Source organism: Psychrobacter sp. L7 (assembly GCF_002810365.1).
GTDB lineage: Bacteria > Pseudomonadota > Gammaproteobacteria > Pseudomonadales > Moraxellaceae > Psychrobacter > Psychrobacter celer.
The window spans coordinates 77,066-103,439 of record NZ_NEXR01000003.1 but is presented as its reverse complement, the minus strand read 5'-3'; the positions used below and the strand labels follow the sequence as shown (position 1 = coordinate 103,439).

Below are 26,374 nucleotides of genomic sequence, written 5' to 3'. Positions count from 1 at the left end.
ATTGTCATTTTATATCTATTATTTTGTACCTATTGAGGTTTTTATGCGTTTATCCCGTCTTACCCCGATCGCCGCTTGTACTGCTGCTATCTTGACTTTAACAGCATGCGGCGATGACTCTGATCACACCACGGTCATAGATGGGACGCCGCCACTTATCACCACCGACAGTAACTTTAGCAATGGCTATAGCGCCGTCGCGGCCGTTTTTGTCTCAGGGCAAGTTCAAGACAGCAGCGGCGTCAAATCGCTCACCTACTCTAATAACGGACAACCAGCCCAAGCGCTAACGCTAGATGCCGAAGGTTACTTTGACGATCGTATTTTATTGAGCCTCGGTAGCAACCGCATTGTCCTAGAGGCCACGGATAATGCCGGCAACATCATGCGCAAGGTCAAAACCCTTTATCTAGGCGATACCATCGCGGCCGGTGGCTCGCATACCGCCGCCCTACGTGACGGTCAGCTATATGGCTGGGGCCGCAATAACTATGGTCAAACAGGGCTGGGGCTGACCACAAAACTCACTGACGTGATGGGCCACCCAGTCACGCCGATGCTAATGAGTAGCGCGCCCAAGGATGTGATGTCCATCAGCTTTAATCAAAACCATTCGCTTGCCATCGCACAAAATGGTCAGGTATATAGCTGGGGCGAAGACAAATACGGACAGCTCGGCCGCGGTGATGGTGGTCGTCATGACTGCAGCAAAACAGCAGACTGCCGTTTAGATATCAGCACCATCGAAGGTATCAAAGACGCCGTCATGGTCGCTGCAGGCTATAAGCACAATTTAGTATTGACCAAAGACGGTAGCGTTTGGGCTTTTGGGGCCAATGGCCAAGGTCAACTTGGAGATAATACCAACCGCGATAGCAGTACCCCTGTCAGGGTAGACTTTTCGGCGGCAGAAGCTGGCCATATCGTTCAGGTGGTCGCTAGCGCCAATAGCTCTTATGCATTAGACGATAAAGGTCAAGTCTGGGGTTGGGGCAGCGATGCCTATGCCAACCTTGGCAAGGGAGCCGCCTGTACGTTGGCTAATGACTGCACCAACATAAATGCGACACCCGTACGTATCAACGTACTAGGTAATAGCACGGTGGATAAGACTACGCCAGCCAATGATGACGCCATGCCAAGCACAGAAGCCGCGCTAAGCACAGAAAAAGTCACTCAACTGGCCGCTGGTAGAGATCACATCTTGGCTTTGACCAATAAAGAGGCCGTCTACGGCTGGGGGTTAAATGCCGCAAGCCAACTGGGCTATAACGGTGAAACCTATCAAGGCACCCAAAATGCATGGGCAGATATCATCACTACCCCAACCAAACTGCCTTGGTTTACTGACAAAGACGTGCGCCGTGTCTATGCCAATGGCAATGCCAGCTACGCGCTGATTGACAACGTCGCGACCAATAGCACAGCCACCAACGCTGTAAGTGACAACGCTGCAACGAACAATGGTGTCCTATACGCATGGGGCATGTTTGGCGAAACAAACGGTGCTGGCAAGACCATTTACCATGATTTAGATGAGCCATCCAACAAACTGCCTAGCCTAAAAGATATCGACAATATGGCCATGGGCGCTATGCACCTGATCGCTCATCAAAAACCGCAAACCCAAGACGATGATGCCGTAAATGAGGATGTTGCAAAAGCCGAGCAGTTATTTACATGGGGCTGGAGCTTTGAAGGCTCGCTGGGCAATGCCGACACCGCTCATGTGTGGATGTACAACAACCCGATACCAGTGACACTACCAAGCCAACTATAGTCAATATACTTATAGTCAATATACTTTTAGGTCATACCATGTTTTTATTATCAACACCGGCAGGCAGCACCCGCCCCCTGTCTTTATCCTCTTCGGTCATAAAAAGCACGGCGCTTGGCGTGACGATAGCGCTGCTTAGCGCCTGTGGCGGCTCGGATGACGCAAGCAGCACTCAACCAAACCTTCCAAGTCCGCCGACCACGCCTGATCGTCCCACTGTCGATAGCGACTGGCAGCCAGCAGGTGGCAACGCGACGATCGCCGCCAGTGTCGCACAGCCTTTTTTGCAGATTATGCCAAACCTGCCAAGCAGCGCACTGGGCGGCGTATCGCCTGGGCGTGAGCTGTTTATCACAGAGTGGACACCTGCTGGCGAGGGCCGCGCGCTGTTCGACGGTGTGGGGCCACTGTTTAATGCCAATGCCTGTACCCAGTGCCACAGTGCAGACGGCCGCAAGCCTGTCTATGCCGCCAACGGTCAGCTCACCGATGCGATTTTGTTTCGCTTAGGGGATAAGCAAGGCGCGGCGCACGCTTACTACGGTGAGCAAATGCAGCACCAAAGCATCGACCCCAGTATCGCCACCGAAGGCCGCATGCACTATACCTCCACAGCCAGTCAAAACGGCAGACCTGCTGGAGTGGCCTTTGGTTTCACTCCCACCGACCCCAATCAGCCGTTAGGACAAACTGCCATCAGCGGGCGCATCTCGCCGCAACTGGTCGGTATGGGCTTGCTGGATCTTATCCCTGAAGCAGATATCATCGCAGCGGCCGACCCTAACGATAGCGACAATGACGGTATCAGCGGCCGCGTCCATTGGGTCGATGACGATCAGCAGCAGCGCGTTGGACGCTTTGGCTGGAAAGCCATCAACATCAGCCTACGCACCCAAAACGCCAATGCCATGTCACAAGATATGGGCTTGACGACCTCGGTGTTTATGGCACCCAACTGCACGGTCAATCAGCCGATTTGCTGGACGGCACCCAATGGCGGTACCCCTGAAGTCTCAGACAGCAGTCTGGATGCGGTGACTGACTTTATGACAGCACTTGCCGTACCTGAGCGGCGAATAGATGACTTGTCGACTTTTAATGCAGGTGCCAAACTGTTTGCCCAAGTGGGCTGTGCCAGCTGTCATACACCCAAACAAAAAACTGGCGACAGTGCGCGCTTCCCGCTTCTATCACAGCAAACCATCTACCCTTATACCGACTTGCTGCTACATGATATGGGCGCGGGGCTAGATGATGGCGTAAAAGAAAAGAACGCAGAGAGCTATGAGTGGCGCACGCCGCCATTATGGGGTATCGGCATCGTGGCCCGCGATCCTCAAGCTCGGTTTTTGCATGATGGGCGTGCCAGCAGCTTGAGCGATGCGATACTATGGCATGGCGGTGAAGCACAAGGCGCAAAAACACGCTTTAGCCAACTCTCTACCACCGAGCAGCAGACGTTGATGGCCTTTTTAAAAGGTATTTAGCCTGCCATAGAGGTCAGACTGTCGGTTATAAAAACCGATATCATGCGACCAACGTATCGATTTTTTTCAAAATATATAACACGCAAAAAAAAGAGGACCACTGCCATAGCCGCCCTCTTTTTTACAAAAGTATCAATAGTCTGTCATCAATACCCAATCATCAACACCACACCCAATCTGTAGATTAAACACGCCATCAATGACAAATCACTTAATCATCGCGGCGCTTAATACTATAGCTTGGCAAATGATGCTCAGGGCTAATGCTTTGATGATCGTCCAGATAGTCCTCAGGGCGACCAAACATTTTGGCCGTCCAAGTCAAGATGACGATCGAAGCGCTAAGCACCATAATGGCAAACGAAATCGTCGCCAATAGCCACAGATGAAAGTTGTCAGAGACGGCCTGTACGTCCACCACTAGATGTCGTGACAAAGCAGTAATGGCGATAAATATCAAAAACTGCACAGGCAGACGATGGGTCTTAAAGTAAATACCAATCATCGCCAGCAGCTCAAGATAAATAAACAACAGTAAGATATCTTTTAGATCTGCTGAGCCCTTTTGAAAAATCACCAAAAACTCTTTACCCGCGGTCCAAACCACCACCACACTGATCAAAAACAAGATAATGTAGTGGCAAATATCGACGAACTCACGGCCGATATACTGCAAGCGCTCATGTATGCCCATCATTGACCCCAGCGAATGTGTATCGTCTGTTTTATGAGTGTGCGATTCGGTTGAGTGTTTTGTATCTTGCTCGCTTAGCGGCTTCATTCGCTGATATCACCACCGCTCAGGCCTGCTGATTTTTCAGCGGCTTCTACTGTCTGGCGAATAAGCGTATTAATCGTCATCGGGCCTACGCCGCCTGGTACGGGCGTATAAGCACTAGCAATGCTCTCAACGCCTGTCAGCTCGATATCGCCAACGCCGCCATTATCTGTTGGGTGGAAACCTGCATCGACCACCACAGCCCCTTTTTTGAGCCACTCAGCTTTAATCAGCTCAGGCACACCCACTGCGCCAACAACGATATCAGCACGCTTGATATGAGCGGCCAAATCTTGTGTTTTTGAGTGACACATCGTCACTGTGCAGTTGGCATTTAATAACATCATCGCCATCGGCTTACCCAAGATAGCACTACGGCCAACGACCACGGCTTCTTTACCTGATAACTCGATATTATGATGCGCCAATAAGTGCATGATACCCTGCGGTGTGCAAGAGCCATACGCAGACTGCTGCATCGCCATACGACCAAAGCCAAGACAAGTCACGCCATCGACGTCTTTTGCCAAGTCAATTTGCTCAAAGCATGCGCGCTCATCGATATGCGCAGGGACGGGGTGCTGTAGCAAAATACCATGGACATCAGGGTCGTTATTGAGCTCATCAATCTTTGCCATCAGCTCTTTGGTAGTCGTAGCACTTGGCATCTCAACGCGTATAGAATCCATACCGACACGCTTACAGGCATTGCCTTTCATACGTACATAGGTCGCAGAGGCAGGGTCATCACCGACCAATATCGTCGCTAGACTTGGGGTGCGTCCCGTCTTAGCTTTGATAGCGTCTACACGCGCACTCAGTTGCTGTTCGATTTGTTTGGCAAGGGCTTTACCATCTAATAAGGTGGCAGACGCTTGGGCAGTAGACATAAGAACTCCAATATAGGGTACGATAAAAAAGTAAAGACAGCGCCCGCAACTACTTGCATGCCTGTCTTATGCTTGGTCAATATAGGATGAATACCGATATTGTACCTGCCTGCGGCAAAAAATCCTAGCGCGATATAAAACTTGCCTACCGACATTGGTAACCGATAAATGTCTCGGCGACTCCCTCTCTCGCATGCACAGATTTAGTCAATCCTTGTTTATCTCACCACAATCCATATCGCCACAGACGCGAGCGCTCACGGCACCAAACACCTGATCGATCGCCTGTACAGTTTGCTTGATTTCGTCTTCTGTCAACGTTGGATGCACAAGAAACATCAGGCTGGTCTCGCCGAGCTGCTTGGCAACTGGCAGTCTCGTCTTAGGACGCAAGCCGGTATTATCAAAGGCTTTTTCACGGTACACTTCCGAGGCAGACCCTGAAAAGCAAGGCACGCCCAGCGCATTTATCTCTGCAATAATCCGATTGCGCGACCAGCCGTCAGGTAGGTTGTCTGACTGCACATAGACATAGAGCTTATAATAGGCGTGGGCCGAATCTGCAAACTGCGCTGATGCTTCTAGTCTTGGCACCGACAGATAGCCTTTTGCTTCCCATTTAGCACAGGCATCTAGTATTGCATGCGCATTAGCGGTACGTTTGGCTGTCCAGTCACTCATACGCTGTAGCTGAATACGCCCAATCACTGCCTGCATCTCAGTCATACGCCAATTGGTACCAAAGCTCTCATGCAGCCAGCGATAGCCAGGCGCATGCTCGGTCTCATAGACCGCAGCATAGCTTTTGCCATGGTCTTTATATGCCCACATTTTTCGCCACAGCTGCTCGTCATTGGTGGTGACCATACCGCCCTCACCGCCTGTGGTCATGATTTTGTCTTGGCAAAAGCTCCACGCACCGATATGCCCGATACTACCCACGCTACGGCCCTTGTAACGCGCACCATGCGCCTGCGCACAGTCCTCTATCACATATAAATTATGCTGATCTGCCAATGCCATGATGCCATCCATATCACAAGGCCAGCCGGCCAAGTGCACACAGACGATGCCTTTGGTCTTATGCGTCAACACTGCCGCGATAGAGTCTGGTGTGATATTTCCAGTCGCCTCATCGACATCAGCAAATACAGGCCTCGCGCCAGCATTGACTACCGATGAGATACTGGCGATAAAAGTACGCGGGGTGACAATCACTTCATCGCCTGCGCCGATATCTAAGGCTTGTAACGCCACGTCCAATGCTAACGTACCATTACCTATCGCAACGGCATACTTACTATCCGCCCACTCAGCAAACTCCGTCTCAAACTGACGACACTCTAGCCCTGTCCAGTAGTTTACCTTGTTGGATAACAGGACTTGACTGACGGCATCGGCCTCGATTTTGGTAAAGCTGGGCCATGGTGAAAACGGAATGTTTAGCATAAGTTCCTCATCAAAGCGTCCCTGTATCGACGCGGTTGCCAGTGAATTTACTCATGGTCGCTTCACCATCAGCACTGATACCATCTTTACGTATGACTTTTTTGATAGTCTTTAATAATATCTTTGTATCCAGCCATAACGACTGATGATCGACATACCAAATATCGAGGGCAAATTTTTCGTCCCAGCCGATGGCATTGCGGCCATTGATCTGTGCATGACCTGTAATGCCTGGGCGCACGTCGTGCCGGCGTGCTTGCTCAGCATTGTATAGCGGTAGATACTCCATCAGTAGCGGCCGCGGGCCGACCAGACTCATATCACCTTTGATAACATTCCACAGCTCAGGCAGCTCATCGAGGCTGCTATTGCGTAACGCCTTGCCAAACGGCGTCAAACGCTCATCATCTTCTAGTGGCTTGCCGTGCAAATCAGCACCATCCTTCATCGACCGAAACTTTATCATCTCAAACGGCTTGCCATGTAGGCCTGGGCGCGTCTGACGGAACAATACTGGCGCTCCCAAGTGTCGCCTGACCTGATAAGCGGTAATGGCATATACCGGAGAGAGCACAATCAGCGCGGTGGTGGCGATGGTGATATCAAACAGTCGTTTCATCATATATTGGCCTGCCTCTGCTAGTCTCTATGATCCACATTGGATAAGTAAAAACCTAGATAGTCGTCCCATAGCTGCTGGCGCTCAAAATGTGACATCGCCCAGTCTCTTGCCTGCGGATAGCGGGTTTTGAAATGTGCGTCATCGGCAGCATAAGCAATGGCCTCGGCGACAGCAGATATGTCTTTGAGCGCAAACTTTCGACCGCTGACCCCATCGTTTACGCTATCTTTGACACCAACGACATCATAAGCAAACGTTGGAATAGCGCAGCTGGCCGCCTCGATAGCGACGTTTCCAAAGCCCTCACGGTGGCTCAAAAACAAGTGTAAATCAGCGCATTGAAACACCTCATGCACATCCATACTGGTGGGCAGATATACGCCTTTATTGTCTTTGACAATAGTCTCAACGACGCTTTCTCCGAGCGTATCCTCAAAGTCGCCTGCAAAGATAAAATGGATGTTTTTTTCTTTTAGTTTCTGAGCGATGGCACCGATATCCGCAAAGCCTTTATCTGTACATACACGCCCGACCACACAGATGACAAAGACATCTATAGGCAGCTGATATTTTTGTCTCAATGCCTTTTTGTGTTCTAGTGAGACGGGCGTCAGGCACTTGACATCTATGCCGCTAAACGAGCCTTGATCGATGACCCGCGCTTTGCTTTTATTGACGAGACCTTCTTTTAGACATACGCTGCGTAAGGACTTTGAGACAAACAGCACCTCGTGTGATAGCGCAAAGCTCAAGACATCGAAACCCTGAAACACGCGTTTTTTTATTCCGGAAAAATTCTCATAAGGACGGCCGACACTAAACGCAATCCTTCTTTTTTGTCGGGTCATCGCGCTTGCTATGCTACCTAGAAGCATCGCTTTTGGGGTGATATAAATAACCACATCAAAGCGGTGGGTTAGCATATAGGCACTTAATCGAGCAAGCGCCTTACCATCTTTTAACACACTGGGCTGACGCTGAAAATCCAAATCAACCACCTCACCTATATTGCGTGCGCGCAATGTAGCAAGCTGCTCTGGACTGCCGCCGCAGATCAGCGTGATATCGATATCTGCCTGATCTCTGAGGTACTCCAGCTGGTCACGGTACAGCAGATTAAATGACACCGCATCGGTCATCACAAAGCATATTTTTGACGTCATTTGTACACCTCAGCATTTGGTTGTTATGGGCATGATGATTGGATTAAATATCCACTATTAAACCGCCATCAACATCTATCAAACTTCATATACCGCAGATACTATCGACCACAGCTTGATGCTGCGCCCTGAGCGCAGTAGACATTGTGAGCTTGTTTCTTTTATTGGCTATTTTTTGTAGCAGCCCCGCTGAATCCAGCAGCTTGACGGTGCTCACTTTGGCAGCCAGCTTGATTGAGCCAGCCAGCTTCGTGGCGCTTAAACGGCGAGGGTTTTTATAGTCACAATATGTCTGAAAGCTGTCTTTGTATGATCTAATGATTTTTGCTAATGACAAGTTCCCCTCTTCTCTATAGTAATAAAGCAAATCCGGCAATACCGCCAATTTTAGGTCTTGACTGGCGATGGCTCGGCACCACAAATCATAATCTTCAGATCTGGGGTATGCCTCATTGTAGGCATGACGCTGGTACCAGCTTTTTTTTGCGAGTATGGAGGCATGCACGATGGGGTACGCGGCTTCTATTTTTTCAAACCCTGTATATAGGTGCTCCACGTGACGGCAACCATATACCTGATTGTGGTTATCGATAGAGACCACGCCGGTAGACACCAAATCATAATCTGGATTTTTTTCTAAAAAACGCAATTGAGTCGCCAACCTGTCAGGATGCACCAAATCATCAGCATCCATTCGCGCCACGTAGTCATATTGAGCAACAGCGATCAGCTGATTTAGGCGGGCAGGCAGCTTTTTGTTTGCCCCGTCGTAGAGGACTTTTATTCTGTCATCTGACGCAGCAAAGCGCTGAGCAATGGCCAGCGAGCCGTCCGTTGAGCCATCATCTAGCAGTATCAGCTCCCACCGCTCATGTGTCTGTGCCAATATGGATTTGATGGCGTCTGCCAAATATGCCTCAGCATTGTAGATGGGGATGCCGATAGAGACGTACGTTTGGTTTTTCATAACAAAACCTTAAATGTCGGATTAAGAAGATACGGGCTCAAATCACTAAATCGCGAAGTCGTCAATATAAAGTACAGCAAAAACACCACGATGCTCAGCATATAGAGATAAACGTTGTTTATTCGTTTAAAGACCATAGGCACTATCAAAACCAATGCCCACGTAAAATATGTCAATAGCCGCTGTGGCCCTGATGGATTGGTACCCAATATGGCCAAAGGAATGACAAAAACCACGCCTGAAGCATAAAACGTCAGCAGCTTTTGAAAAGCCACATCCTTGATTTTGTATATATAGCGCGCTGCCAGAAGCAAAATCATGAGCGCTACATAAAAACCAATAGTCAAAAACCCACCCGCTTCGGTGGAGGCGCTGGCATAACTCTCATACCTATCATTGGTCGAGGAGATATAAGATACCAACAACCCACTGACCAATAGCGACCCTATAAACGTGGCAAAGACCTTGTATGTCGGCTTTATTCTTAAATTCACAATAAAATAAAACGGGATAATAAATAACGCAGTGACATGAAATAATGAAGCGATAGCGCACCACAACAAATAAGGTATCAGTCTTTTTTCTAACAAATGAGGAATGGCCAAAGTAAATATCGCCATCGCCATTCCTTGACGCAGCCCATTAAAAGAAAATGTATAAACCCCTAAAGTAATAAATAAAAAAACAGAAAACCAATAGTTCACACTATATTTTTTTATTATCTTGAGATAACAATATACAATGACAAAGCTGGTGATTGTCAGCAGCCAAAAATACTGACTGGTAAAATTCAATATCGCATATTCTAATAGCTGATACCCAATCTCAATATCATCGTTAAACTGAAAATACTCTGCATTTATCTGATGGTTAAAGTTTCTAGTATAGTTTGTCGTGTCTGTGCCGACCTGATCACTACGAAACCCTGCAAATACAGTCAAAACAAATAATGGTAGCCAAAAAGAGGTACGATTTAGAGCGTGCTTCTCCAGCACTATCCAAAACGTGACAAAACCAAGCATGAGCAGGTATGGCAGCATTTATCCCTCTTTAGACAATATATATTTCTTTATTATCAATTGGTGTGTATGTATATTTACACCACGACTATTTTTTATAATCCTAAAACATTGACTATAAATATCTGGTTATAAACCACTTATGAAAAACAAGCCTTATCGATTAGAGTGTTCCATTTTTTCATCACTGCTTTTGCGTCATATTGCCTCACTTCTAAACACCCATTATTGGCAAGCGTTTGTGCCAGATCTGTACGGGTCATTAGTTTTTCTAAAGAGCGTGAAAAGTCACTGATATGATGATTTTCAACTAAAATACCGGTTTTGTTATTTTTGAGGATATTTCGCGGGCCTGTCGGGCAATCAAAGGCCACGATAGCCATTCTAGATTGCATGGCTTCTAACAGCACCATCGGAAAGCACTCTGACAACGAGCTCATGGCATATATACGGCTGTCCAGCATTTTGCTGATGATATCGGGACTAGACGGATAAATTGCGGTATTTGCCGCCATATCATGATGCTCGATCAGCGCCTGCAATGACTGTATATATGTATGCTCGCCATCACCATAAATCTCCAGCCGCCAGTCTGGATACTTGCTGGCGATAGCTGACCAGCTAGCAAGCAGGCGCTCAAAACCTTTGATAGCAACGATACGCCCCGCCGTCATGATGACCTTGCGGCGCTTTGTCAGCTCACAAGGAGAGTCATCACTCATAACGACGGGATTAGGTATGACCACTGAATCATGAAGCGAATGTAAATGCGCCTCTTCTTTACTCAAAAAAACATGGGTATCATAAAATTTAGTATAGTATTTTTTTAGCCTGTCTATCGCATTTGTTTTTTGAGAAAAACTAGAGTGATACTCTTTAATACAATGAGTGCCAGCCGCGATTAACGGCAAAAAATAATAATCGTAATTGTAGTTTGTCATCACAATCACATTGGGGTTTATATTTTTTATAGCTGCTCTTAATTTAAAAAAATATCGATAGGCCAGCTTTAGGTTCAATGGCGACAGCAAAGAAATAGATTTATCAAACCCACCGGCTAAATCATGCCGCACCAGACGCAAATCGTAGAAGAAATATGGGCTGCGCCCCTCGTTTTCACTGGTAATCAGATGTACTTCATAGCCGTCCTTTATCCAATGATTGATACGATGTGACAGCACCCTTTCGATGCCGCCGCTTTTATATATTTGATCCGCTATAATACAAATCTTTATCGCATTCATTGGTATCACACCTTGTCATTTGTCATTTGTCATTTGTCATTTGTCTAAACACTATTGATATTAAAGCGCGTGCTCAGTATTTTTCTTAATACTCTGACGCCGCGACTGCCTATCAGTTTTTTTATTCTGTTTTTTCTGAGGCTGCTCACACTGGCCCACGAGTTACTAAAATGATGAATGGTATAAGTATGGTCGCTGGATTTGTCTTGATGATTGAGATAGTCAAAAGGAGATAAAAAGCGCTGCGGCAAAACGGCAATTTCCTCGTCTTGATAATGCAGGACTTGCTCTACGCCATTTTTTGCCAGCCCAATTGCTTCTAATAAGGCGGTCAGCACTTGGACATTGGTGGTGGTGTCTAGCTTTCCGTTACTATCAATAAAATGTCTGGCGTGATAGCTGTCTATAAAGTCAGCGATGAAAGTACTGGCTTTGGGCGCAATCATGGTGCTTGTCGCGGCGTAATGGCCTTCTTCAAAACCAAAGGTTAAGACACCCCGCGCCAGCAAGGGATCAAGGCTTTTACAGACTTCAACATCCGTATCTAAATACACCCCGCCATGCTGGTAGAGCGCCAACAACCGCGCATAGTCGCTAACAAACGCATACTTTTTTGCAGCATAAGCTTCTTTGACATACTGACAGCAATCGATATCGAAGTTATCTTCATTCCATTCGATTATCTGGTAGGTGGGCAGCATCTCTCTCCAGTTGGCGATATAGGCCAACACTGAGTCTGGCTTGGGGGTTTTGCCAAACCAGCAGTAATGAATCACTCTATCGATATGCATCGTCCTAACTCCTTTTAGGCACGCGTCCGTTATGCCTCAATAAACGCGTGGCAGGTGGCTTCCATGGCCGTCTTTAGGGCTTTGTATCGCACTGGGTTGGCAAGGTTGGCGTTTGAGCCTATCTTGCCGTTTGCATGGAAGTTGTTGCTGATTTTGCCCGTCGAGCGCTCGACATCCACACGATTAAACAAATCTGCCAAACCCGCTAATCGGCATGAATCAACAAAACTATCAAAGCCATTGAGATAAATCACCGGCGTACCCAAAGCCAGACAAGGCAACGCACAATGAATACGTGAAGTGATGACCAATTTTGCGCGGGCATATTTGTGCAATAACGTCTCTGCCATGATGAATTTTTGTGCCTCTGAATACGTCTTTGCTGGCAGCTCTTGATGAATGACTTGCGCTTTGTTTAATAGCTCTTTGGTAAATATTTTTTTGAGGTATTGCTGCTTGATGTGCATGTGAAAAACATCACCGCTACGTGTCGATCTTAGCAGGGATTTGATGTCGTAAAAAATGCGCTGTTTGTTGGGAAACCCATATAATGGATCGACGATATAGATATCCTCACCGCGCTCAGCCTCGCAGGCTTGGTAGCTATCTAAAGTCAGGGTCAAGCATCCTGAAAAGTAAGCCTCGATGCCTTTTTCTTGCAATAACTTCACTGTAAAGTGATCACGGCAGCCGATCGGTTGTTTGCTTTTTAAAAACGCAATGCCTTGAGGGCTGAGCATATTGGGCGCCGCTGAGTTGTTTACGTGAAAGGAGATAAGTAAAGGGTTTATGTGTGCGGACGGCACCCAGCTGGTGGTATTGTGCGTAAACCAGCCATTCATAATCAGCTTGGCTTCGCTGTCTGTATAGCGAGCCAGCTTTTCTCGATTGATAAAACAGTCTACTTGCGGCAAAAACTGCTTGGCTGCCAGACTTTGGATATAGTCGCCAATATTAAACGTTCTTTTGTTTTCGGCATACGTCATCAAACCATATTTCATCTCAATAACTCCCTGATTTTTAAATAGCTTTTAAACGTTTTAGGAAAAGTAGCAATGATGGCTCTTTTGCCTTTATCCACCTTAGAGTCTGTTTGTGTGATGGTGGCGTCAAGCGCTACTTTGAGGCTATCTTTTAGTCGTTCGGCACTATGTCGTTCGGTATTGTGTTGCTCGGTATTGTGTCGCTCGGTATTATGATTGTGTTCTGCAAACTGATATAAATTATCAGCGCTCAACAGACTCAGCATAGGTACCCAGTCATAACGCACCCCTTCATTAGCAAAACCCTTAGCCCATAGCGCCTCGATATGCGTGTACACACTGCCATCCACCGCAAAACCGAAATGATTGGGGTTGCGACCAAACAACGTCAGCGCAAAAATGGTTCGATAGCACTTTTCGCACTTATTGCAATTTAGGCCGTTGTTTAATTCGGAATAACAAACGCGAAGGTTGACGTTTTTTTCTAACCGCTCGGCGTTTTGGATGATGGACTCCACTTTATCGAGACGGTGCATGTGGTAGCCATCATGCACCACCTGCGTGCCAGCCCACCGCACATTGTTGTCGATATCAGGCATCGAGCCCCAAAACACTTGAAAACCAATGGTATCTGTGGCAGCGATATAAAGTGAGTGATAGCCTTTTTTGTAAGCCAGCGGTGCCACCGCACAGGTCAACGTCAGTCCATGCTGCACCTTACCCCACCAGCCGCCCCCATAGACCAGCTCTTTGACTCGATACGTATAAAAATCTCGGCAATTCATGGCGATATAGTGCTTGTGGTTTTGCTGCAATATCACCTCATTATTGATATTTTGTTTGGCAGTCGCCCATTGCTTGCTATCGTTCAGCGGGATATCAGCCCCTTGTATCAGTATCAGATCCACGTCATCTTGCTGATGATTAAAGTACGAAGCATATGCATCCACGCCGCCGCTAAACAATAAAGCGTCTTTTTTGCCTTTGTCTCGGTGGTAGGCTGCGGTATTGTCCATTAGCTGATTGACCATAAGACTAGATGAATGGCTTAGAATCTCTGGAAACTCCTTGATAAAGACGGCCTTGATATCTAAAGCCGCTTGGTAAAACTGACGGTCAAGGGTATTTATCGTAATATCAAACCCTGCCAGCCAAGAGATGGGCAATATATTGGCCAATAATGGAATGATCAAAATGCTCTCTGGCACCTCTGCCACACTACAGTCGTATTCAATAAAAAAAGGCGTTTTAAAATACTTTTTTATGTCGTCTGAGACCTCGTACTCATAGGAGATACGAGTCCCAGCGCCTGTCAGATCGATACTATTTACGATAAAATTTGACATCATCATATCCTTATAAAAGTAAGCCCAACTTAAGCATGCCTTGCCATTTCTTTAAACTTGAGATTACGAACCACAAGCTCTTGGTACGTGCCGTAATCAATGATTTTTCCTTGCTCCATAAAATAAATCCGATCACACTGCTCTACTGTCTTTAGACGATGGGCAATCATAATGATGGTTTTTTTGCCACTAAACTCATGAATCGCATCCATGACTATTTTTTCTGTGATACCGTCGAGCGCACTGGTGGCTTCGTCAAACACCAACACTGTCGCTTCGTGATAGAGTGCCCGCGCGATACCGATACGCTGACGCTGGCCGCCTGAGAGCTTGACACCGCGCTCGCCCACTTTGGTATCGATGCCCTCTGGCAGCTGCTCGACCAACTCCATAAGATTGGCCAAAATCAGTGCTCTATAGACTTGATCTGTTCTGATATCGGATATGGGAATACCAAACGCCACGTTTTCTGCGATACTGCCTTCACTCAAAAAGATACTTTGTGGCACAAACCCCAATAAGTCCTGCCAAGCGCGCTTGTTTTTATCGGTGATACGCGTACCATCCACATACAGACAGCCTTGCTGCGGCGTCAGTAGACCAAGCAATATATCGATTAAGGTGGATTTTCCCGAGCCTGACGAGCCGACCAAACCTATCACGCTATTGACAGGAATGCGCATATTGACACCATTGACTGCTGCGGTGTTTTTGCCAGCATAACTAAAGCCAATCTCTGTTAGGGTGATGCTTTTTTTAAGCGACATCGGCGGCGGTACAGGACGTTGACTGATGGTTTTTTGTTGATAAAAGGCGCGTTCCAAATCCTCTTTTACTGCCTCAAAAGCGGCGATATTGCCTTTGATTTGCGAGATGCTAGAGTAAATTTGCTGCAGTGCTGGTAGTAGCTTAAAGGCGGCCAGCGCATAAACAGCCAAAATCGGTAACACTTCACCTAAGTTGCCAGCATGCAGCTTGATCAGCAGTAGCACCAACGATATCATCGCGCCAAAGGCGATAAGCTCGATAAAATAGCGTGGCACTTGGCTGATGGCGATATTGGTGCCTTGCGCATGCGCAAAGACCTTGCCACTGTCTTGAAAGCTTTTGATAAAATCATGACTGCGATCAAGCAATAAGACATCCTTGATACCACCAAAACCCTCATTCATCAGCCGAAAACGCTCAGTCGAAATCCTCGAGAGCCGCTGCCCATTCGCCATCAGTCTTTCGCGCACCAAGCGGTACAACAGCAAATATGCCAGCGAAAAAATGACCAGCCCAAGTACCGCGATTAGCGGGTCATAGATGACGATACTAATAGAGATAAAGACGGCCAACACAATCTTGGCATTCATCTGTACCAGCGGCTGCATGATACCGATGCTGATACGCGCCGCCTCAGTCGATACCTGCTTGGTCAGCTGCGCGCTACTACTGCTAGCATGGAACTGCCAGCTTTGCTGCATATAATAGGTATAGAGCAGATCAGCGATTTCGGTACCGATGCGCGCCCCAAAGATAGACAGCTTCCATATCGTAAACATCGACACCAACGTCGAAAACGTCAGCATGACCAGCACCAGCACGCCGCTATAAAACAAAAAATCCATAGGGCTATCTAGACCCGACATCTGATACAGCTCAGCAAACACCGCGTTTTTTTCTAGAATGCTTATATCACCGACCAGCGCCATGAACGGCGCTATAGAGGCAATCCCTAACAGCTCTGTAAAAGCCATTATGACCACCAGCACTTGTAAGATATAAAATTGCTTTTTCTGCTTGTCTGTCAGCAGAGAAAACAGCTGTTTAATGACGTTAAACATGATGTACTCAACTACAGGTCATTGTAAAAACGCTCTGGTAAAAAACGTTATGTTTGTAAAAATGCCAAGGTAAAAATGCTACGGTAAAAAACACTGCCAACACTGACCGAGCCTAAGACTGCCCAGTTATCAGCCAACCTCGTTTAGCAAGGCATTCTCCTCGGTGGGCATCGCCGTACCGCAGCCTTCTTGGTAACCTTCGACAAAACATCTAAACTGGGTCTTGAGCCACGCCACGTCCTGCTGGGTGGCGCGGTCTATACATTCAGACAAGATATTTTCGATATCTGCCAACGGAAAGCTATGCTCCATGGCTTGCATAATCAGAGGATGAAATGTCGGCTCGATATTATCCTCACCGATGATCAGCTCCTCATAGAGCTTCTCTCCTGGCCGCAAACCTGTAAACACAATCTCAATATCGCCCTTGGGGTTACTGTCATCTTTGAGCTCGCAACCTGTCAGACGAATCATGCGTTTGGCAAGATCAACGATTTTGACCGGTGCACCCATGTCCAGCACAAACACCTCGCCTCCAAACGCCATCGCCCCCGCTTGAATGACCAAACTGGCCGCCTCTGGAATCGTCATAAAATAGCGTGTGATGTCTGGATGGGTGATGGTTATGGGGCCACCTTGTTCGATTTGTTTGGTAAATAGCGGCACGACAGAGCCTGACGATCCCAAAACATTGCCAAAACGCACCATACTAAAGCAGGTATGGCTGCTACTTTGACTTAGCCCTTGGCAAACCAGCTCCGCCAAGCGTTTGGATGCGCCCATGATGTTAGTCGGTCGTACCGCTTTGTCGGTCGAGATCAGGACAAATGTATCGACGCCCGCTTGTATCGCAGCACGGGCACAGTGGTAGGTGCCTTTGGTGTTATTAATCATGCCTTCAAACGGATTGGACTCCACGATAGGCACATGCTTATAAGCGGCAGCGTGATAAATGGTATTTATATGGTTATTTTTGAATATATCGGTTAATTTTTTTTCGTTACTGACGCTTCCGATCACACTTACAATCGTAATCTGCGCCGTCTCAGCCCCGACTATCTCTAAAGCTCTAAGCTCTTGATCGATGGTATATAGCGCATATTCAGATTGCTCGTATAGCACCAAGCAGTTGGGTTTGCTTTTGATGATTTGACGGCATAATTCACTGCCAATCGAGCCACCCGCTCCAGTGACTAGGACGTTTTTGCCAGAGATGTTTTTTTGTAGCAGCTCTGCGACCGGCTCGACCGTTTCTCGCTCCAGCACGTCCAATATATCTACAGGCCGTATATGACTGACCGTCACGACTTCATCAGCCAGCTCGCGCAGACTAGGCAAGTCTTTGATTTTGACAGAGATACCTGAGAGGCTGTCCATGATTTGTTTTTTTCGTGTACGGCTCGTAGACGGCATGGCCAAAATCACCTGCGCTACCTTCAGGGTCTCAATTAGCCATGGCAGCGCATGCGCCGCGTAGATTTGTTTGCCATGTAGGTACGCCCCTATCAGCTGAGGATCGTCATCGATATATGCCACCACATTGTATTGACGGGAGTCTCTTAGGCTGGCTAATAGCTCGCGGCCGGCCTCTCCTGCCCCATAGATGATTACATTGTCACAACAGCCGTCTGGATGTCGGGTTTTCTTGGTGCTTTGCACACGCTTTAATAAGGTACGTATCAGCAGCCTACTATTCCATAACCAAATAAACATCAAAAATAAAAAGATGATAGGCACAGAGCGTGGTATCGCCACTGCTGGGCTAAGATAAATAATGAGCTGATAGACGATAATTAATAATAAAAACAGCTGTAATACGCGGCTCATGAGCGCATCAAAAAACCCTCTAGACGCCCCTCTATAAAAACCAATAAGATACAAACTAGCGACAGGGATAAAGGCATAAAAGAGCTGAGCGGCAATACCGATATGCAAATCTATATATCCATAACGTAACGATAATGCGAGCAGCAAGCAAACATTGGATACCGCAAAGTCGATACCAAATAACAGACTACATTTGGCTGGGCGCGGTAGCGACAACAAATACAGAGCCGCACGTTTTGATCGTCGATCAAAACCATTAGACGCTTGATAAGCATTGTTAGACTCTGTCTTTATAAACATAAGATCCACCTACTTCCGCTGTATTATGTGTCCATGTTATGTGCCTAGCATGATGATAAAACGTCGTTATTATCATGAATGATCGTAAAGAGTACGTCAGCGATTATCCCCATAGGCATAATGGTAGTGATAGCTATATTTATCCATCAAACCTTGCTGCACATCGTTTAATACAATACCGTCTACTTTTATATTGGCTTTGTTCATCTGCTTGATGGCATAGACCAACTGCCCCTCGACGGATTGGTTGAACTTTGTGACGATCAGCACCTTATCTGCCTGCTGCGCTAGTACCATGGCGTCTGAGGCGGCGAGTATCGGCGGCGAATCAATGACAATATAGTCGTACCGCGTCTTTAGCGCCGCCAACAGCTGGCGAAACGACTCGCCTATCAGCAGTGAGGTAGGATTGGCCGATTGTCGTCCACGCGGTATAAAGTCGATCTGTGCCATACCAGTGGGGTGAATGATGCTCTCAATGGTCAAAACAGACGCCGCCTTGTCTATTTGTACGCTTGTCGGCTGCTCGTCATTTACAAATACGGTTTCTTTATCTTGTAATAAATAGTCAGCAAGCCCATCCTCTGCACTCTTATTAAACATCTGATGCAGCTCCCCTAAGCGCATGTCGCCATCGATGATTAAGACTTTTTTGTCCAGCTGTGCAAATACTTCAGATAAGTTCGCTGTAATAAACGACTTACCAACACCTGGGCTCTCGCCTGTGATCAGTATGACCTGTGCTGGCTGTTCGGTGATGGTGCCTGTCGGCATTCCAAAGATCAAATTGGTCCTTAAGCTTTTGATTGCCTCATAGCTCAAGCTACTGTGATCGACATGGGCGAGCATACGCGCGTGCGCTTTTTTCTTTTTGCTCAATCTGGATAACAAAGGCGAGCGTGGAATGGTTGCAATGACAGGGATGCCCGTGCTGGCTTCTAGGTGCTCTGGGTCTTTGACCACGTTCCTCATCAGGTTTTTGAGTAGCACCATGATGACCCCGAGCATCGTGCCGACCAAGGCGGCAAGCATCATGATCTGTAGCTTGTTTGGAGCAATGGCATTAAAGGTGCTGGTCGGTGAGTCAATGATACGGGCATAGCCAATTTGACCGGCTTTGACGATTTTGAGCTGCTCATAGTTTTTGAGTAGGGTCAGATAGATTTCTCGGTTGATGGCCGTGTCTTCTGATAGCTTTAAAAACTCTCGCTGTATCTCAGGCAAGCCTGCAACGGTATTGCCTATCTCTCGCGTTCGATTGTTGAGCACCTTGAGCTGTTGATTGATTTGGACGACCAAGGGATGCTGCTCGGTATAATAAGTGGTCAGATCTGCTTTTTTGAGATTAAGCTCATTGAGCTGCTCATCGATGCGGGATTTTTCGTTTAATAACAGCTCCGCTTCTTTGCCCACGTCGATGGTGCCGTATTTTTTACGAAAATCATTAAAGCGCGCCTCGGCAGCCTCTAGCTTTTCTTTTAGTAGCGGTATTTGCGTTTCCATAAAGGCTAAGGTTTTGGTAGTCTCTTCAGAGCCGCGAGATTGGTTTTGTGCCACATAAGATTGGACAATTTGATTGAGTATGGTGGTGACCTGCTCTTGGTTACCGCCCACCATCGACAGCTGGAGGATGCCTGTCTTTTGGCCTTTTTCTTCGACCGACAGCGCGCTATTGATGGCATCTGTTGTCGTCTTTAGCGTTTGCTTACGAATCTGAACGGGGTAAGCTGTGGCAGGCAAATCTGTGACCAAAATAGCTATCAGCCCCTCTACGCCTTGGAACTGATGCGCCTGACCGATCTGACCCTGAAACTTGTCCACGCCATTACTTAGCACAAACCCTGTCTCCGATCGTGTCAAGGTAAAGGCTTGGTTCAGATAAGCAGGCGCTACCTGAAACTGACTGACTTTGACGGCGCCGCTTTCGGTATCGAGCGACACCTCATCAGGAGTATTTACCTGAGTGGCGATACCGTCGCTTTTTAGTTTGTCGAGATGGCCGATATTTGGGTCCGTAAGCCTTATGCGCAAATGCAGAAATTCAACCACTGGCTCCAATATCATCCGCGAGCGAATCAGTTCCGCCTCGGTTTCCGCCTTACTGACTTCCGTCCCGACGAGCTCTGAGATGCTCTCGCCCAGCGCCTCAACTCCTTGGGTATTTTCTTCGATTTGTATCAGCGCATCTGATTTAAAAGTCGGATTGACATAGCGGCTATATAACAGACCAAGTAAAAGCCCAAGCACTGCTATCACCGCAATGATTCGCCAGCCGCGCAGCAATACCAAAGCCAGCGCCATTAAGTCGATGTCGTCGTTGTCTTTTTTGCCTGTAGGCATCGATAGGTCTTTTGAATCTATATTATTCATAACCATTTACTCATCGCTTAATGTTAGTTGGCTCGCGTGTTCTTATTTAAAATATGATAATCAAAATAAGGACACACCCTAATAGCACTCGCTCATCCTTAACGCTTTGATCGCTGTTACTTCCTGCATTTTCTTGTGCCACTGTTTGAGCCCATCGGCGATATCTTGCCGGCTTTTCTCAAACGCTCTATCGTCCTGCTGATAAGGGTCAATGATGTCTTTATCCAGCCAATGACCGACCCGAAATGTCTTACCGCGGCAATGCGGCCAGCGACTCTCGAGCCACTTGGTTTGGCCAGTCGACATGGTAAAAATCAAATCCGCTTGACTAACCAGCGCGGTGTTGATCTGTTTGGCAACATGAGCGCCGATGTCTATCTGATACGTCGCCATCAATGACACCGCTTTTGGGTCTGCGCCTTGATCGACCAACGCTGATAGCCCAGCAGAGTCGATATACTTTTTAGGGTAGTATTCTGTCAAGATGGCAGCGGCCATCGGACTACGGCAGATATTGCCCACACAAACCACCAGCAAGTTGTCAAACGCTTCCATGACCGACTCCTATATCCCTGAGATTACATTGATGGCCGATGTCGATGGCAAGATGGCACTGATGACACGATTCCAGCGTGCTAGCCCCGTTGGGTCGACATATAAAATATCGTTGGCTTGCATCTCAAAACGACTTGCTAGTGCAAAGCTTGTGATGCTCTGCATATCGACATAATAGATGTTGGTAAATTTACTTTGTGGATTGTCACGTACGATATAGACCTTCGCGGCATTGGCTGTGTTTGGGTTTAGGCCATTTGACTCCCCCAATACATGCGCCAAGCTCAACCCTTGCTCTGGAATGGCGACGGGCTCGAGTTTGCCAAACTCTCCTAACACATAGACCTTGTTGCGGCTTTGGCTGTTGACATGAATCGCGTCACCATCTTTTAGATAGATCTGATTGGCAGATAGCCCCATCTGGTTTAAGGTGCGCATTCCTAGCGGATAGCTTTTGCCTTGCCGATGTAAAATGATGTGATTTGCATCGCCCGTCTCGGACACACCGCCTGCCATAGAGATACCGCCATATAATGAGATGGGCACATCAGCAATCGCAAATTCACCAGATTGCTTGACCGCGCCATCGACAAAAAACTTACTGCCTCGGTAATTGATGATTTTGACCTGCGGATCTGAGTATTTTAGATAACGCTGTAGCTGGCGCTGTAGCGTCGCGGTAAACTGCGGCACACTCAGCCCCGCCGCTTTGATCCTTCCGATTAGTGGAAACTGGATAAACCCTTGTTGATCGACCGTAAGGCTTTCGGTAGAGGCATTAATATCTGGGTAATTGGTGAGTATGATGCTCAGGATATCGCCCTTGGCGATGCCATAGCTGGTAGCGCCAGACGTTTTTAATAAATGATACAAATCTGCGCTGGGCGCGAGGGGCTGTTTTGTAGGTAAATTGGCCAGACTCAGTGGTTGGATGTAAAACGGTAAACCGTTTTCTGCGACGAATGCGCCAGACTCAGGCAGTTTTCCAGACTGAAGTCCTGAATTTATCGTACAACCAGCAAACGATGCCATTAGTAATAAACCAGCCATGCTGCGTGTTATCACGCGCCTATGTACATAAGAGAAATATTTATAAACCATAACAGTTACTCATATTTATATTGGTGAATCAAACCATCGCATGCTGCCATTACTAATATATTCATAAAAAAGAATGTATTTATTGAATATACACTTAAAATATACGTAACGCAATATTTAAAAACACTCATATAAAAGTATTTATTAGCCCTTATTTATGTCATTAAACCCTTATACTTAAAGGCTTGAAGCAGTTTTTACCCTTATCGCATTCTGACTATAAAGAATTAAAAATATATTTTTCTTTATAGCACCACCATTCTTCGTTTGTTATATATACTTCTATAGACATGGCAAATTCATATTTAGTTTAATAAAACCAAAGGTCCAATATGAATTTTTTAATTTTACTTATGGTCAAATGTAACTATTTGTTAATTCATAATGATCTGATTCATTGACTCGGTGTCCCTAATACCCACCGGTTATTAAGTTAACCAAGCAAACTTTTATTTATTAAACTAGGACATCTGCTCAGATCAATCGAGAACTATCTGGACGAGCTAAAGGCCACTTGATAGAACTTTCCCCTAGAGCATGTATGCCAGTTTGCGTGCTAAATGTTTGAAATTCGCGTAGAATAGACACTTCATTTTTTACATTGAGAAATGTAAACCCACCGACTCAAGGACATGATTATGAAAGATGAGAAATTACAAAAAGCCCTCGCCCGTATGGGGCTAGGTTCACGCCGTCAGATGGAAGAAGTCATCAGATCAGGCCGCGTGTCTGTTAATAATGCGCCTGCGACCATTGGTGATCGCGTGCAGCAAGGCGATGAGATACGGGTAGATGGTCGTCAGATCAAATACAACGCCGAAAACGAAAAGCGCCGCCGCGTCTTGGCATACTACAAGCCTGAAGGAGAAGTATGCTCGGCAAAAGACCCTGAAGGTCGCCCGACTGTGTTTGAGCGCCTACCAAAGCTGACCCACGATCGCTGGGTGATGGTTGGCCGTTTGGACATCAACTCAACCGGACTGTTATTGTTTACCAACGATGGCGAGATGGCCCATCGCTTGATGCACCCCTCAAGTGAAGTCACGCGTGAATATGCGGTACGTGTCTTGGGTGAGGTCACCCCTGATATCGCTCGCAACTTGACCGCTGGTGTCATGCTAGAGGACGGCATGGCGCAGTTTGAAGACATTAAAGAAGGCGGCGGTGAAGGCGTCAACAAGTGGTATCACGTCAAACTAAAAGAAGGCCGCAACCGCGAAGTGCGCCGTTTGTTTGAGTCGCAAGGCCTCAAGGTCAGCCGTCTATTGCGCACCCGCTATGGTACGATCTCACTGCCCAAAGAGCTGCGTACAGGCCGCTTCTTGGAGCTGGACAAAAAAGAGATCAACACCCTAACCGACTTAGTCAGTTTGCGCCCGCGTTATGGTACAGGTCTGCACGGCGCGGCCAAAGAAAAACAAGAACGTATCAAAAGCAAACCGCTCAAAGCGCGCCGTGCCGATAGTCGTAGCGATAAGTCGCACAGTAGCAAACCGAAAAGCAGCGGCAGCCCTGCCAGTCGCGGCACTCGGCACACTCGTGGTCGCGGCGATAAGCGTTAGTTTTACTGAGGCTTCATACACCTAGATCATAAAAAAAGCTGCCTGTGAGAGATATCACAGGCAGCTTTTTTTGCGCCATTTGCTGTCGTTTTGCCCTATCCTTTAACGATCGTGGCTCTCGACATAGTTTTTCATCACGCGTAACGCTTGTAGATGCTGCGTCTGCGCCTGGTCCAATAACGCATCTAGACGCTGCTCGATATGGTCTAATACCTGCTGCAACAGCTCACCGGCTTCTGCTTTTTTTTCTGTCTGTGATAGGTCAGCGCTATCGATACTGACCAGATAATCATAACTGGCTAGTGTGTCAGGCAAGCGCGTGTACAGCAGCTTTTGTAGCACAAACTGCGACTCGGTCACCGTCGGCGTCTTATCATCAGCCTGTTGTGTTTTTTGATAAGACTGATAGCGACTCACCTTATCGTCGATACGCTGCAGCTGGCGCAGCTGATCGTTTGGTAAACGCTGTAGATGTTTTTTGTGTAAACGCAGATGCCGCCATGTGATTGAAGACAATGACAAAGGCGCTTGATCATCTTGATATGTAAGCACGCCTGGGGTGATGCCGACGGCTTTATGCAGCGCTTGCCAGCCTTTTTTACCCAAATAAATGGTCGTGATGGTCGTCACGATACCGACACCAATGAGCACACTCATATATCTTACTCTTTTACCGTTATTGTGCTTAGCTTTTAATCTTTACAGTTTGATATCGTCAGCGCGCGCCTTTTTGGTCGCAGCGCCAGCTGGGGTTTCAAGCGTTTGGATACCTGCCTCATCGTCAGCACTGTCATCGAGGTTTTGTCCTTCGTGACTGACAGCAGGCGTTTTAAAGCGTTTTTGTAGATAGCGATTGGTCGCGAGTAGCTTTTGCCCATCTTGGTGATAGGAGGCATTGAGCAAATCATCAAACTGCGCGTCAATGGTGGTGAGTACCTCAAGCAGCGCCTCTTTGCCTGTCACATTGGAGTGCTTGATTTTGGTCGTATCAGCGCGCGCACCATCGCCCACATCTAAGTCATGCAAGCGCCGATAGTCCGCCACCGCCAGCGGCACATGTCTGTCCATGAGATTTTGAATCATGATATAGGTCTCATTGACAGTGTCTTTGTCATCAATCTTACCATCATTATTGGTATCACCATAAATGACGCGCAGCTTTTCGCCTTTTTCGTTGATCTGCGCCAGCATCACCTTGATATCAGCCGGTAGGCTTTTTTCGGGGATATAACCCAGCTGCGGCATCGCCTTATACTCCAGCATTTTGGGCGCGGTCATTTTTTTGATACCACGATATCCCAAGTACAACCCAGCCGCTGGTAGCACACCATACAATACAAACATGATAAACATCGCAGTCATTTGGGTCATTGGCTGATCCTTATTTTATGGCAAGTTTTTTGGCCGTTTTTTTTGGCAAAATGGTTGGCAAGCACCGCGGTATAAAACGGTATCAATAGTGGTATCAATGAGAGCAAGTTCGCAGTCACAACCGCCGCCCTTAGCTTAGCTTTGCGTGCGGCTTTTGACATAGCGATGCGTAGAAGCAAGGCGGCTCATCACGGTGTTGTGCAATTCATCGAGCAGCTCATCAAGCTCGTAGTCAATCTCTAAAAACAAATCCGTCAGCATATCGCCTGCGCTCATCTTGCCTTGTGCTGTATGGTTTCTAGTACGGTGCGGGCTAAATCGTTGCAGCTGCTCATAATGATGCAGCGCCTCGGGGATACTCTCAGACACCAGCTTGTCGATGACGAACTGCCGCTCGTTATGCTGTTGCTGCTGCTCATCGTTGAGCTCATGACTCCACTCACGGTAGCGCTTTAGCTTACCATTGATTCTATCGAGTATCGCCACCGCCTCGATGGGCATAGCGTTTAAGGTGGCTTCATCGACCACATCTACAAGCTCAGTCATAATCGGACAACGTCCATGTTTGAGATACCATAAGGTATCAGGGTCAAAAGGGGGTCTGTTGGCTGGGCGCATTTGTGCGTGATTGGCCAGATAGCGGTCGGTGAGCGGTGTGGCCGAACGCGCATCACCCACTTGCGCCAATGCCGCACAGATACGGTCGGCACGCTCAGGTGGCGTCAGCGTAGTACGCGGGTTCTTGATATTGTCGTCATCTGCCTGCTCGCCGCCTTTGCTCTTTGTTTGGCACTCATAGTGACTCGCTGTCTTTTGCGCCTGTAAGGCCGCTTGCGCTGGCAGATCGTCTTGGGCTTGCCCAAATGACTGTAGCATTCTTGTCAAACTTACCACCATGACCGATCTTACCTCTCTGTTATACACGCCTCTTGTTACATAC

At 47.3% G+C, this 26,374-nt stretch carries 22 protein-coding genes; 3 read left to right on the top strand and 19 right to left on the bottom strand.

Features of this window, described 5'->3' with window-relative positions; all coding sequences use genetic code 11:
- The first annotated feature begins 43 nt into the window (after positions 1-43).
- Both CAP50_RS04165 and CAP50_RS04160 read left to right on the top strand, forming a co-directional pair.
- Positions 44-1,780: an RCC1 domain-containing protein gene (locus tag CAP50_RS04165; RefSeq protein WP_100749124.1), complete on the top strand. Its 1,737-nt coding sequence runs from the start codon at positions 44-46 to the stop codon at positions 1,778-1,780.
- A gap of 38 nt (positions 1,781-1,818) precedes the next feature.
- On the top strand, positions 1,819-3,267 hold the full coding sequence (locus CAP50_RS04160) for a di-heme oxidoredictase family protein (protein ID WP_083608550.1): 1,449 nt from the start codon (positions 1,819-1,821) through the stop codon (positions 3,265-3,267).
- Positions 3,268-3,478: 211 nt separating this feature from the next.
- On the opposite strand, the gene CAP50_RS04155 is transcribed toward CAP50_RS04160, so the two are convergent.
- From CAP50_RS04155 to CAP50_RS04080, 16 genes are all read right to left on the bottom strand, one after another.
- Complete coding sequence (locus CAP50_RS04155; RefSeq protein ID WP_075101568.1) at positions 3,479-3,964, bottom strand: phosphate-starvation-inducible protein PsiE; 486 nt, start codon at positions 3,962-3,964, stop codon at positions 3,479-3,481.
- An 80-nt stretch (positions 3,965-4,044) separates the two neighbouring features.
- Positions 4,045-4,935 (bottom strand): bifunctional methylenetetrahydrofolate dehydrogenase/methenyltetrahydrofolate cyclohydrolase FolD, encoded by an 891-nt coding sequence (gene folD / locus CAP50_RS04150; RefSeq protein ID WP_075101500.1) that lies wholly within the window; start codon positions 4,933-4,935, stop codon positions 4,045-4,047.
- Between the two features lie 207 nt (positions 4,936-5,142).
- The gene (locus CAP50_RS04145; protein WP_075101499.1) at positions 5,143-6,384 is read right to left on the bottom strand and encodes a DegT/DnrJ/EryC1/StrS family aminotransferase; all 1,242 of its coding nucleotides are present in this window, start codon (positions 6,382-6,384) and stop codon (positions 5,143-5,145) included.
- Positions 6,385-6,394: 10 nt separating this feature from the next.
- Positions 6,395-7,006: a sugar transferase gene (locus CAP50_RS04140; RefSeq protein ID WP_075101498.1), complete on the bottom strand. Its 612-nt coding sequence runs from the start codon at positions 7,004-7,006 to the stop codon at positions 6,395-6,397.
- A gap of 17 nt (positions 7,007-7,023) precedes the next feature.
- Positions 7,024-8,169 carry a glycosyltransferase gene (locus tag CAP50_RS04135; protein WP_075101497.1) on the bottom strand — a complete coding sequence of 382 codons (1,146 nt, stop codon included), beginning with the start codon at positions 8,167-8,169 and terminating at the stop codon, positions 7,024-7,026.
- Positions 8,170-8,254: 85 nt separating this feature from the next.
- Positions 8,255-9,136, bottom strand: coding sequence for a glycosyltransferase family 2 protein (locus CAP50_RS04130; protein WP_075101496.1), 882 nt, complete (start codon positions 9,134-9,136; stop codon positions 8,255-8,257).
- Complete coding sequence (locus CAP50_RS04125; protein WP_075101495.1) at positions 9,133-10,176, bottom strand: EpsG family protein; 1,044 nt, start codon at positions 10,174-10,176, stop codon at positions 9,133-9,135. Before CAP50_RS04125 ends, CAP50_RS04130 begins: the two co-directional genes overlap by 4 nt.
- 119 nt (positions 10,177-10,295) lie before the next feature.
- Positions 10,296-11,399: a glycosyltransferase gene (locus CAP50_RS04120; RefSeq protein WP_075101494.1), complete on the bottom strand. Its 1,104-nt coding sequence runs from the start codon at positions 11,397-11,399 to the stop codon at positions 10,296-10,298.
- 44 nt (positions 11,400-11,443) lie between these two features.
- Positions 11,444-12,190: a glycosyltransferase family 32 protein gene (locus CAP50_RS04115; protein WP_075101493.1), complete on the bottom strand. Its 747-nt coding sequence runs from the start codon at positions 12,188-12,190 to the stop codon at positions 11,444-11,446.
- Positions 12,191-12,219: 29 nt separating this feature from the next.
- A complete protein-coding gene (locus CAP50_RS04110) occupies positions 12,220-13,191 on the bottom strand; it encodes a polysaccharide pyruvyl transferase family protein (protein ID WP_075101492.1) in 972 nt (323 codons plus the stop codon).
- Positions 13,188-14,519: a hypothetical protein gene (locus CAP50_RS04105; protein ID WP_075101491.1), complete on the bottom strand. Its 1,332-nt coding sequence runs from the start codon at positions 14,517-14,519 to the stop codon at positions 13,188-13,190. Before CAP50_RS04105 ends, CAP50_RS04110 begins: the two co-directional genes overlap by 4 nt.
- A gap of 29 nt (positions 14,520-14,548) precedes the next feature.
- Positions 14,549-16,348 carry an ABC transporter ATP-binding protein gene (locus tag CAP50_RS04100; RefSeq protein WP_075101490.1) on the bottom strand — a complete coding sequence of 600 codons (1,800 nt, stop codon included), beginning with the start codon at positions 16,346-16,348 and terminating at the stop codon, positions 14,549-14,551.
- A gap of 129 nt (positions 16,349-16,477) precedes the next feature.
- Entirely contained in the window at positions 16,478-18,475 is a 1,998-nt protein-coding gene (locus tag CAP50_RS04095) for a polysaccharide biosynthesis protein (protein WP_083608549.1), read from the bottom strand.
- Between the two features lie 96 nt (positions 18,476-18,571).
- Complete coding sequence (locus CAP50_RS04090) at positions 18,572-20,845, bottom strand: GNVR domain-containing protein (protein ID WP_075101489.1); 2,274 nt, start codon at positions 20,843-20,845, stop codon at positions 18,572-18,574.
- A 78-nt stretch (positions 20,846-20,923) separates the two neighbouring features.
- The gene (locus tag CAP50_RS04085; RefSeq protein WP_075101488.1) at positions 20,924-21,400 is read right to left on the bottom strand and encodes a low molecular weight protein-tyrosine-phosphatase; all 477 of its coding nucleotides are present in this window, start codon (positions 21,398-21,400) and stop codon (positions 20,924-20,926) included.
- Positions 21,401-21,409: 9 nt separating this feature from the next.
- Positions 21,410-22,450, bottom strand: coding sequence for a polysaccharide biosynthesis/export family protein (locus CAP50_RS04080; protein WP_075101487.1), 1,041 nt, complete (start codon positions 22,448-22,450; stop codon positions 21,410-21,412).
- A 689-nt stretch (positions 22,451-23,139) separates the two neighbouring features.
- On the opposite strand from CAP50_RS04080, the gene rluB reads away from it, so the two are divergent.
- Positions 23,140-24,063, top strand: coding sequence for a 23S rRNA pseudouridine(2605) synthase RluB (gene rluB, locus CAP50_RS04075; protein WP_075101486.1), 924 nt, complete (start codon positions 23,140-23,142; stop codon positions 24,061-24,063).
- Positions 24,064-24,165: 102 nt separating this feature from the next.
- On the opposite strand, the gene CAP50_RS04070 is transcribed toward rluB, so the two are convergent.
- From CAP50_RS04070 to CAP50_RS04060, 3 genes are all read right to left on the bottom strand, one after another.
- On the bottom strand, positions 24,166-24,720 hold the full coding sequence (locus CAP50_RS04070; protein ID WP_075101485.1) for a hypothetical protein: 555 nt from the start codon (positions 24,718-24,720) through the stop codon (positions 24,166-24,168).
- A 42-nt stretch (positions 24,721-24,762) separates the two neighbouring features.
- A complete protein-coding gene (locus CAP50_RS04065) occupies positions 24,763-25,434 on the bottom strand; it encodes a hypothetical protein (protein ID WP_075101484.1) in 672 nt (223 codons plus the stop codon).
- A 135-nt stretch (positions 25,435-25,569) separates the two neighbouring features.
- Entirely contained in the window at positions 25,570-26,310 is a 741-nt protein-coding gene (locus CAP50_RS04060) for a hypothetical protein (protein WP_075101483.1), read from the bottom strand.
- Positions 26,311-26,374 lie beyond the last annotated feature (64 nt).